The 10535-nt window shown below is 53.8% G+C and carries 8 protein-coding genes; 1 reads left to right on the top strand and 7 read right to left on the bottom strand.

Features of this window, described 5'->3' with window-relative positions; all coding sequences use genetic code 11:
* Nucleotides 1-282: 282 nt before the first annotated feature.
* The 4 genes from mukB to cmoM are packed head-to-tail and all read right to left on the bottom strand — an operon-like array spanning nt 283 to nt 7546.
* Nucleotides 283-4743 (bottom strand): chromosome partition protein MukB, encoded by a 4461-nt coding sequence (gene mukB / locus OGY10_RS17395; protein WP_057067097.1) that lies wholly within the window; start codon nt 4741-4743, stop codon nt 283-285.
* Nucleotides 4743-5447, bottom strand: a complete 705-nt coding sequence (gene mukE / locus OGY10_RS17390; protein ID WP_003035809.1) for a chromosome partition protein MukE — start codon at nt 5445-5447, stop codon at nt 4743-4745. The genes mukB and mukE overlap by 1 nt, the downstream gene beginning before the upstream one ends.
* Nucleotides 5428-6750 (bottom strand): chromosome partition protein MukF, encoded by a 1323-nt coding sequence (gene mukF, locus OGY10_RS17385; protein ID WP_057067096.1) that lies wholly within the window; start codon nt 6748-6750, stop codon nt 5428-5430. Before mukF ends, mukE begins: the two co-directional genes overlap by 20 nt.
* Nucleotides 6743-7546, bottom strand: a complete 804-nt coding sequence (gene cmoM / locus OGY10_RS17380; RefSeq protein WP_003035803.1) for a tRNA uridine 5-oxyacetic acid(34) methyltransferase CmoM — start codon at nt 7544-7546, stop codon at nt 6743-6745. Before cmoM ends, mukF begins: the two co-directional genes overlap by 8 nt.
* Before the next feature lie 135 nt (nt 7547-7681).
* On the opposite strand from cmoM, the gene elyC reads away from it, so the two are divergent.
* The gene (gene elyC, locus OGY10_RS17375) at nt 7682-8446 is read left to right on the top strand and encodes an envelope biogenesis factor ElyC (protein ID WP_057067095.1); all 765 of its coding nucleotides are present in this window, start codon (nt 7682-7684) and stop codon (nt 8444-8446) included.
* A gap of 93 nt (nt 8447-8539) precedes the next feature.
* On the opposite strand, the gene OGY10_RS17370 is transcribed toward elyC, so the two are convergent.
* The 3 genes from OGY10_RS17370 to ycaR form a co-directional block, all read right to left on the bottom strand.
* Nucleotides 8540-9433, bottom strand: coding sequence for a YcbJ family phosphotransferase (locus tag OGY10_RS17370; RefSeq protein WP_003831934.1), 894 nt, complete (start codon nt 9431-9433; stop codon nt 8540-8542).
* A 165-nt stretch (nt 9434-9598) separates the two neighbouring features.
* Nucleotides 9599-10345, bottom strand: a complete 747-nt coding sequence (gene kdsB / locus OGY10_RS17365) for a 3-deoxy-manno-octulosonate cytidylyltransferase (protein ID WP_191226212.1) — start codon at nt 10343-10345, stop codon at nt 9599-9601.
* On the bottom strand, nt 10342-10524 hold the full coding sequence (ycaR, locus tag OGY10_RS17360; protein ID WP_003035793.1) for a protein YcaR: 183 nt from the start codon (nt 10522-10524) through the stop codon (nt 10342-10344). Before ycaR ends, kdsB begins: the two co-directional genes overlap by 4 nt.
* Nucleotides 10525-10535 lie beyond the last annotated feature (11 nt).

Genomic DNA, 10535 nt, shown 5'->3' with positions numbered 1-10535 from the left:
GCAGGGATGCGGGCAGAGGGGATGGCCTGCATGGATGCAGGCTCGGCCCCGACCCGACAGGCAGACGGCATAAGACGAATGAATCGCGCAGCGACGATTTTCCCGCCGGGAGCCTGGGTTGCAAGGAAGGTGGCGGTGAGCCTCCCTTGCACGTTCACAGGTATCTGCGCTTCAGAGAAATGACACCACTGAGGTGAACGGAACCCTGAGCAAGAATCACATGTTCATCATACATGCTTAACTGATGAGCATTAGCCATGTAGCCGCCTTTTTACTTATTACTTAGCTTGCCTGCGAGGAGGCATCTTCAGTCCCCGGCAGTGGTTCCGGTAACTGAGGCGCAAATCCGCGCAACCCCACCACGTGAACGTGTTCGGTGTTCTGGAAGACTTTACGCACCAGTTTGTAGGTGGTGCCTTTCTCTGGGCTGATGTTTTCCGGCGCAGCGATAATCAGCTGCATCTGCAAACGCTCACACAGCTCAAACAAGGTCGCAATAGAACGCGCATCGAGTCGTGCAGCTTCATCAAGGAACAGCAGACGGCAAGGAGAGATATCTTTCCCGCGCAATCTGCGGCCTTCATCTTCCCAGCTTTGCACCACCATCACCAGAATAGACATCCCGGTCCCGATCGCTTCACCCGTTGACAACGCACCAGACTCAGCACGCAGCCAGCCGTCAGAGCCACGGTTAACCTCAACTTCCATTTCCAGATAGTTACGATAATCCAGCAGCTCTTCACCAATGGTTTGTGGCGTACGTTGCCCCATGTCTATCTGCGGATTCAGACGCTGATACAGCTTCGCCAGCGCTTCTGAGAAGGTCAGGCGATTGCTGTTAAACAAATCCTGATGCTGTTCATGCTGCTCTGAAAGTACGTCCAGCAAGGTAGCATGTGTTTCACGCACATTGACGTTCAGGCGAACGCTGTTGACCTGGCCAAACGACACGCTTTGCAACCCCTGGTTCAGCATGCGAATACGGTTCTGTTCACGCTGAATGGTCTTACGAATAATGTTCGCCACGCTGCGTGAGCTGATCGCCAGCTTCTGTTCGCGTGAGGTTAACTCTTCCGTCAGACGGCTCAGCTCAATCTCCATCTGTTCAATGGCTTCAACCGGATCATCGGTACGAATAATATCCTGGCGAATACGTTCACGCAGATGCTGGTAAACCGCGACGAAGAACTGAATTTTGCGCTCTGGACGTTTTGGATCTTCAGACAGACGCAACACATCGCGCAGGTGCTCGTTATCCGCAACCGCCAGACGTAGCGCACCGAGCGCCTTATCCGACATCGAACGCAGTTCGTCACCGGAAAGATAGGCCAACTCGCGGCGGTGCAGACGACGTTCCACACCGTTATCTTTCACCATCCGCATGACTGCACACCAGCCGGCTTTGGCGGTGACTACCTGCTCGCGCATTTCATGATAATCACGTTCCAGCTTGCGTAGTCTGCGGGTCAGGTTTTCCATCTCCGCTTCGCAGAAAGTCAGTGCTTTCTCAAGTTGGTTGCGGCGTGCACGGTTGTTGCTGAGCTGCGCATGCAGTTCGTCACGGCGAATACGCGCACGCTCTTCGGCACCGCTGTCCGCACGAACGCCGATATCCTGCAGTTCACGTTGTAAATCGTTAAGCAGCTCTTTTTTGGTGTCATAAGAGCTTTTCAGCGATGCCATGACCTGGTTGTACTGGCTTAACTGTGCGGCGTGGCTGCGCAGCGCTTCGCGAGCGCGGGTACGTTCGGCTTCCGCCTGTTCCAGGCGTTCACGCAATTTTTCGTTCAGATCGCTATTGCCGCTCAGCATTTCGGCTGAGTCGGAATAACTAAAGTGCGCCCGACGCTGTACGACTTCGGTCAGCGCAAAAGCCTGCTGACGCGCATCGCGCTGCATCTGCTGGGAATACGCATAGTCTTCCTTCAGCTGTTCAAACTGCTCAGGGTCATTTTGCAGAACCGAAACGATAGGTTCCAGTTTCGCCAACTGATTGCCATGTTGCTGTACAAAACGCGCGGCTTCCTGAGCTTCATCCAGACGCTCGCGAATTTCGTCTACGCGATCGGCTAGCGTATCATCTGCCAGCAGATTCAAGCGCGGCAGCAGGCGGTTCAGCGCAGAGACGCCCTCTTTCGCCTGTTCAAACTGCATACGGCTTTGCTGGTTATCATTTTCATGATTGGTCAGCGCACGTTCCAGTTCAACGCGACGGCTATTCAGTTGGCGAATTTCCGCTTCTGGATCGGCTTCAAACGCCACCGACAGATGGCTGCCGATAAAGCGACTGAACGCCTGATGCAGACGCTGGGTTTTCTGGACGTCAAAGGAGAGCGTGGCGAAACGTTCAGACAGCCCTTCACGCTCGGCATGCAGGGTTTCGATACGGCTTTCACGTGCTGCACGCCCAAAAATAGGCACCGTCGGGAAGCGAGAATAACGCCACTGACGCTCGGCAGTTTTCACCACCACCGCATTTTCCACTTCATCAACGCTGAAGACGCTGTCATCAAACGACTGCGGATCCCCTTCGATGAAATAGAGATCTTCCGGGCAATCTGTCAGCCCTTCAAGCTGTTCGGTAATCAGCGACAGATCCGGTACCACAATGGCATGACGCGAAGGACCGTATAGCGCAGAGAAGTACGGTGCATCTTCAAGGCTAACGTCATCATAAATTTCTGACAGCAGTACGCCGCCAAAGCGTTCCGCCAGCGCGTTCAGACGCTGATCTTCCGCCCCGCCCGGTTGACTTAAACGTTCAATCTCTTCATCAACTGCATTTTTACGTGCACCGACTTCATCACGCTCAACAATGGCCTCACGCTCGCGCTCCAGCAATTGTTGCAGATACTCGGTCACGTCCTGGCTCGAGGTAAACTCTTCGCCACACTGCTCGCTAAGCTGACTCAGGCTATTTTGCGCAGCCAGCCAGACAGGTGCCCGCTTCATCAAATGCTGAATACGGGATTGCAGCTGTTCCTGCTCCTGACGCAGTGTCATACGCTGTTCGCTGGCAGACGAGACGCTGTCCGACAAGGCGGCGATGCGCGCTTCCAGCTCCTGGTGCAGCGCTTCCAGCTCATCGATATCGAACTGTTTACCCTGACGCTTGCAGAATTCGGCCAGCAGACGCTCGGCATCCTGCTGTTCGCGCAGACGCTGCTCCAGTTCGCTCAGTCGCATACGCAACGGCTGAACCTGTTCTGCCAGGTGGCGCTGTTCCACGCCTTCGCGCAGCAGTTCACGCGCCACGCTCCAGGCTTCACCGCGCGCCAGCGGGCCGTTGATAGCCGCCACCAGCTGATAAGCCTGTTCGAACTGGCTATGCGCGGTTTGCGCCACGCTCATTTTTTGTTCAAGCGTCAGCAGTTTTTCAGTGGCTTCCTGCTCTTTGGCCTGGAAAGTCTCCAGCCATTCGGCGGCGCTGTCGGCTGTCAGGTCCGGTAAGTGGCAGAGCTCTTTCGCCCGGTTTAGGGCCTGGATCGCCTGAGTATACTGGATGGCTCGCGTTTGCTGGACGTCCAGCGCTTGCTGGTAATCGGCAAGCTGGCTTTTCAGCTCATCCACTTCCAGCTCAGCGGCTTCTGCGCGGGCTTCGTTTTCATCCTGGCGGTCAACGGCTTCCGCGACCACCTCGTTTTGTTCTTCAAGACGGACCTGCAATTCTTCGAGATCCGCCTCGTAGCGTTCAATTTTTTCCTGCTGACGCAGCGCGGTTTGCACCAGATTCAGGTGATCGCTCGCGGCCTGGTAATCAGCTTCCAGATCGCCTTCCGCACCGTTGTGCTCACCCAGTTCGCGCGCCATATCCACGTGTTTGTACTGCTCTGCCGCCAGCTGCTTGCGAGAGGTATACAGTTCACGACGATATTCCAGTGCTTTATCCAGATGGATACGACGTTCATTGGCGTGGCGCATATAATCTGCGGCCACATAGTTGGTCGCTTCACTGATTAAATGCTTAAACAGGTCGCGGTCAGACTGCGTTACGCGAATCGCTTCCAGCGTCATACGGTTTTCACGAAGCGCGGCTTCCATATCCTGGAACGCTTTACGTACGCCGCTGTTTTCCGGCAGCAGGTAGTCACGCAGTGAACGGGTAATGGCGCTGGAGATCCCGCCGTACAGCGAGGCTTCAATCAGACGGTAGAATTTACTACGATCGGACGCAGAGCGCAGACGACGGGCAATGATGCCCAGATCGAACATCAATGAGTGATAATCGGTTATTGAGTTGAACTGCTTAAACTGCACGCCTTCCATCTCATCAAGCTTCTCTTTCAGCTCAGGTAGAGACAGTACGCGCGCCTGGCGTTCGTTCAGCGTTTCCGTCACCAGTTGGGTTGGCTGTACCGACATCGGCAGCCCCTGAATGGCAAACGGTTTGATATCCACTTTGCGATCGCGACCAGCAACCTGTTGCAGACGCACCCCCACGACCACGCGCTGATGACGCGAGTTGAGGACGTCGAGCATTGAATAACAAACTCCTGCTTTCAGCTTACCGTGCAGGCCTTTATCACGTGAACCGCTGGTTGCACCGGCTTCGGTGGTGTTACGGAAATGCAGCAGGGTTAAGTCCGGAATGAGCGCCGTAACAAATGCCGCCATGGTGGTGGATTTACCCGCACCGTTACCACCGGACAGCGTGGTGACCAGCTCATCGAGATCAAACGTACGGGCAAAAAAACCATTCCAGTTAATCAGCGTAAGTGAGCGAAATTTACCGCGTTCAATCATTATTCTTCTTCTCCACTGTCCGGCTGATTCTCTTCGGGCTCATCGTTGAGCTGCAGACGGTTCTCGACCGCCATCGCTTCACCATCACGAATTAAGCGACGCTGTGCTTCACGCGGATCGTCACCGCTACGCACATCCGCACCAAAGCGGAAGACAGATTCCGTAATACGGAATTTGCTGCTGTCGTGGCCCAGAAACCACACCATGCCTAAGCGGCGCAAGCGGTTGAGCGAAGAACGCACTTTTTCCTGTAGCTTCTGGCGGTCAACGTCAGAACCGGTTGAACGGTTGTTCACCAGCTTCAGTAACTTCGCTTCATCTGCCAGCGTTAGCAGCTCGTCGTACAGCTCTTGCTGGGTAAAAATCCCTTCGTTCGCCAGGCGTTCCGGGCTGAGATAGAGATAGCAAAGAATTTTACCCACCATCATGTCCAGTTCTGACAGGACCGAACGAGGAATGAGCGTCGTGGAACGCGGGCGAAGGTAGAAGAACCCTTCCGGCGCACGGATTAATTCCACGTTATATCGGCTATAAAACTCTTCAAAATATTCCTGAAAATCCATCAGGAAGGCATGATTATCCAGTTCATCCAGACCGATATGGCGGCCCGAACGTAAGGCACTATCCAGTGCCGGAAATAACGGATTCGCCAGCGCCTGCGCCAGCTTTACCGGCATCACTTGTTCAATATTTGTCAATGACATGCGCCTGTACCTTGGCTCCGTAATCATTAATCGGCTGCCATTTGGCTGGCAGTCCGGTGAAGTCTGCTTGCGCTACGCCAAGGCGTACCGCCTGATCGATAACAATACGCGCGACGTCGAAATGACGCGCACGTGGGTATTGCGCCAGATACTCGCGCACTACCAAACCGAGATCCAGTGGTGTTTGTCTGGATTTGTAGATAGCCAGCTGTTCTTCGATGATCGCCGCCAGCTGCTCACGGATCTCGTTAAATTCTTCATATTCCAGGTCTTCCGGAAGTTCACCGGTGACCTCTTCGTCACGCAGCACCATCTCCTCGTCACGCATATCCAGCAGACGATCGGCGTTGGCATAGGTCAGCGCCCACGGGTCGTCAAAGTAGGTCTGCACGGACTGACGCAGACGCTGGGCGAAGACGCGGTTTTTATCCATGTCGATCGCGGTACGAATAAATTTATGCACGTGACGATCGTAGCCGATCCACAAGTCAATGGACTGCTGGCCCCAGCTAATAATGCGGTCGAGCTTGCTTTGTAAATCAAACACCAGCCGATCGACAAAATGCAAATCGTCATGCGTCATCGTGGCGTCCTGGATGCGTAACAGGTTAGCCTGCAGCTTATCCCCTGCCGCTTCCAGCGTATCTTGCAGTTCACGCAGCGTACCAGATGTTTCAGACAGCAGCATTTCACAGCTGGAAATCGCCGCCCGCCAGTCTTTGTTTAGCAACTGTGCGATGTCGTCTTTTACCTGCTGCTGCTGTTCATCCATGATGCGCTGGGTCAGATCGATACTGTCGAAAATCTCCGCCACCGAGTATTTCAATGGCGCATAGACGTTGCGATGCCAGTGGAACTCATCACCACCTTCCGCTGCCGCATCCGCCGCGCGCTTCAGTTCGCCTGCCACAATTGACAGCTGCATAGAAAGACGCAGCGTAGAGAATTCGCGCTGACGAATATAGTAATCTGTGATGCCAATCCCGAGCGGCGTTAAACGGTAAATGGCGTTGCCTTCAGCCTGCTCGCTGGTAAAGCGGTTCAGCAGACGTTGACGCACCATATCGTTGATCGCGTTGTTGGCGCGGACGCCGATGGTTTCGCTGGTTTGCTCAAACGCATCACTCACATGGCGGAACGCATCCACCAGTTCACCTTCACTCATCTCACCGTCAAGTCGCTCACCGTTCAACGTGGCGATCGCCAGCAGGAACGAAAGTCTGTCTACCGGCAGAGAGATGGAGAAGTCATTTTTTCTGGCCCAGGCAACCAGTTCGGGGACTGTCTGGGAAAATTCACTCATAGGTTATCCTTGCATCTGCGGCTCGGGCCGGACGTTTAATCGCGGTGACATGAATATAGCGCCCAAGGCTGATATACGGTTCCTGGCGGCAATAACGTGTTTCTATTTCTGTTAAAGCATCAAAACAGTCATGCTGTTTTTGTTTATCACGCAGATAATCATGAAACACCCTCACGCCCGTTTTACCGGTTATCTCCCAGCCAATCTCCTCCAGCCAGCCATAGACCTGCTGAGGGTCGCGCGGAAAATCGGGAGACAACGTGCGCCGTTTCTTTTTATACATTCCCTGCTGTACATAGCCGAAATTACCGACCAACACATTACGCATCAACAGACCGTTTGCATTGTAGAACATCAGCGATAAAGCACCGCCCGGGCGTAACATCGACCACAATGTTTTTAAGACGGCTTGCGGATCGGCCACCCATTCCAGCACAGCATGAAACAATATCAGATCAACCTGAGAATCCAAATGCTGTGGGATGTCCTGAGCGGCACAATGTATAAAATGCATGTTGTCGCTCACACCTTGCTCTTCTGCCGCCCGTTGCGCTCGCGCCACCATCTCAGCAGAAAGATCGCACAAGGTGACGTGATGGCCCCGCTGCGCCATCAGAATGGCTGTCTGCCCTTCTCCGCCACCCGCATCAAGCACACGCAACGTTTGGCCCGCGTAGTCGGCAAGAAGTTTGTCCAGATCCTGCCAGAGGATCGTCTGACGAAGCTGACCTTTGGTGGTGCCGTAAATGTTACGGGAAAACTTCTCTGCAATGTCATCAAAATTGCGATCCCGCATCGGGCTCTCCACATGCTGGCTTTAGGGTGACTAAGTAAAACCGCTATTTTGTCACACCCACGCCGAGAATGAACCTTCCTGGTGTAATATCCCTGCTGATCCCCTGCTGTATGGTTAAAAAAGGAACCAAAAAGGATGCTTTTTACGCTGAAGAAAGTGATTGGCGGTATGATGCTGCCACTTCCGCTAATGCTCATTATCATGGGCATAGGCCTGGCGCTGCTCTGGTTTAGCCGCTTTCAAAAAACAGGGAAAGTGTGCATTAGCCTGAGTTGGCTGGCACTGTTACTTCTAAGCTTGCAGCCCGTCGCCGACAGTCTGCTGAAACCGATTGAGGATAGCTATCCAACCTGGCAGGATACACAAAAAGTGGAATACATTGTGGTGCTGGGCGGAGGGTATACCTGGAATCCACAGTGGGCGCCGAGTTCAAACCTGATCAGCAACAGTCTTCCGCGTCTGAATGAAGGTATTCGCCTTTGGCGTGCTAACCCGGGATCGAAGCTTATCTTTACCGGCGCTGCGGCAAAGAGCAATAACGTCAGTACTGCAGAAGCGGGAGCCCGCGTAGCGCAGTCACTGGGTGTGCCGCCCGGTGATATCATCACGCTGGATAAACCTAAAGACACCGAAGAAGAAGCCACAGCGGTTAAGCAGGCCATCGGCAGCGCGCCGTTCCTGCTGGTGACCTCCGCATCGCACTTACCGCGAGCAATGATTTTCTTCCAACAGGCCGGACTACATCCGTTGCCCGCGCCAGCCAACCAGTTAGCGATTGACTCACCGCTTAATCCGTGGGAGCGCGCGATCCCCTCTCCCGTCTGGTTGATGCATAGCGATCGTGCTGGTTACGAAACGTTGGGGCGTATCTGGCAGTGGCTAAAAGGATCAGAGCATTGACAGGAATGTTGCCTGATGGCGACACTAACGCGTCTTATCAGGCCTACGTGTTCAGCGCAGAATTGTAGGCCGGATAAGGCGTTCACATGTTCATCAGGCGAGCCACGGCAGCAGTGATTTCGTGGCCAGGTCAAAGTTAGATCGATTAAAACGTCCGGTGTTGACCAGTTGCGCCACCTCATCCCATAACACATACAGCCAGCGCCGCCAGATGAAGGACTCCGCCACGGGCGCGCGTTGCAGGTATTGCCAAAGCAGACTTTCCGCCAGCGCATTATCCATTAAACGGAACAATTCATACTCTCTGGGCGCCCACAGCATCAAACCCGGTCCGACCATGGCCAGAAGCTGATCGCTACGGGCGTCTTTGAGCATGCTACGTAAACTAAAATTACCGTGGATCAGCACGCAGTTATCATTGAATCCTTCAAATAAAGCGGGCAAACACTCACGGGTGCGAAACAGGATCCGCTTATCCTGCATCGTCAGCCCGGTATTGTTGAACTGATTTAACGTGGTCCACAACACTTCAACACGCTGACGATACCAGGATGGCCAGATATTCTCTTGCGTGTTATCCACCATTCCCACGCAACCACGGCTATCCTGCCGATGCCATGACAGCAGACCTTCTACGATCTGATCTTTTAAATGTTCCCAGCGTTCGGGCGTTCGGGCTGGCGCTTCCACCGGCACGCCACGTAAACGCTCAAGCAGTAGCACATCGGGACCGGGATGCTCTTCGTGGGTTAAGACCCCGTAAATGACGGGCATTCGCACCGTACCACTGCGCGCCAACATGGAGGTTTTCCATGCCAGCTGCTGCGCCATACCTGGCGTGGTGAAACTTCTCGCCATCAGCGGCATCGGATTTCCCTGGCTGTCGTACAGTGACCACAGGGCCGTATCCACTTTTTCATTCACGCATTCTATGCGACTGAGTTTTTCGCCCAGCAGGTGGCTGAGTTCGGCACGCAACTGTTCCATTTCAGATTGCCCTCATAAATGCTACTGCTTTCATAATGAGCGTCGTGCAGACAGATGTCACCCGGATGAGATCAATTGATGAAAAGAAAAGTGGAGGGAAAGCGCAACGATACGACACTCCTCCCAAAAATACGCCTCAATATGGGGGGAGTGCCGTGAGAAAAACTAATGCATTTCGGCGCGAACGCGCTCAAGATCTTCGGCAGTGTCTACGCCGGTACCCGGGACTTCTTTTGCGACGGCAACGTGAATTTTTTCGCCGTACCACAGCACTCGCAGCTGCTCCAGCATTTCGATATGCTCAAGCGGGCTAGGCTGCCAGTTAACATAGCGGCGAATAAAACCGGCGCGATAGCCGTAAATGCCCAGATGGCGCAGGAAGGTGTCCCCCACCGTTTCCAGACTTTTGGCGAAACGATCGCGATCCCATGGGATGGTCGCGCGTGAAAAATAGAGAGCATATCCTTCAGCGTCCAACACGACTTTTACCGCATTCGGATTAAATGCCTCTTCCGCACTGTGAATCGGAGCCGCAAGAGTCGCCATACCGACCTGACGTTGCGCCAGATTCTCAGCCACCTGGCGAATAATGACCGCAGGAATCATCGGCTCATCACCCTGTACGTTCACAATAACGGTATCATCGCTAAAACCACATTTCTCGACGACTTCCGCCAGGCGCTCCGTACCAGACTGGTGATCGGCGCGAGTCATGCACACTTCGCCACCCACCGTTTCTACCGCGCGAGCGACATCCTCGTGATCGGTAGCAACGATGATACGTTCAGCGCCAGATTCACGCGCACGCTCCAGTACATGCACGATCATCGGTTTACCGTTGATATCCAGCAACGGCTTACCAGGCAGACGTGTGGACGCATAGCGCGCAGGAATAATGACCACAAAACTCATGATTTACTCTCATCAGCAGTCAGAACGCGGGCTTCGGTTTCCAGTAACACGGGAATGCCATCACGCAGTGGGAAAGCAAGGTTATCCAGTTTACAAATCAGTTCCTGTTTTTCCTGGTTAAACCAGAGTTTGCCATTGCATACCGGGCAGGCAATGATTTCAAGCAGACGATGATCCATAGTTCCTCCAG

The organism is Citrobacter sp. Cpo148 (genome assembly GCF_030332375.1).
Classification (GTDB): Bacteria; Pseudomonadota; Gammaproteobacteria; order Enterobacterales; family Enterobacteriaceae; genus Citrobacter; species Citrobacter portucalensis.
Note: the sequence above shows the minus strand (reverse complement) of the source record. Positions and strands in the feature narration are given on the sequence as shown.

Bases quoted from the DNA above. Each gene is read 5' to 3' on its own strand.
- mukE (WP_003035809.1), bottom strand. From the start codon at position 5,447: ATGTCATTGACAAATATTGAACAAGTGATGCCGGTAAAGCTGGCGCAG.
- kdsB (WP_191226212.1), bottom strand. From the start codon at position 10,345: ATGAGTTTTGTGGTCATTATTCCTGCGCGCTATGCGTCCACACGTCTG.
- ycaR (WP_003035793.1), bottom strand. From the start codon at position 10,524: ATGGATCATCGTCTGCTTGAAATCATTGCCTGCCCGGTATGCAATGGC.
- cmoM (WP_003035803.1), bottom strand. From the start codon at position 7,546: ATGCGGGATCGCAATTTTGATGACATTGCAGAGAAGTTTTCCCGTAAC.
- OGY10_RS17370 (WP_003831934.1), bottom strand. From the start codon at position 9,433: ATGGAACAGTTGCGTGCCGAACTCAGCCACCTGCTGGGCGAAAAACTC.
- mukB (WP_057067097.1), bottom strand. From the start codon at position 4,743: ATGATTGAACGCGGTAAATTTCGCTCACTTACGCTGATTAACTGGAAT.
- mukF (WP_057067096.1), bottom strand. From the start codon at position 6,750: ATGAGTGAATTTTCCCAGACAGTCCCCGAACTGGTTGCCTGGGCCAGA.
- elyC (WP_057067095.1), top strand. From the start codon at position 7,682: ATGCTTTTTACGCTGAAGAAAGTGATTGGCGGTATGATGCTGCCACTT.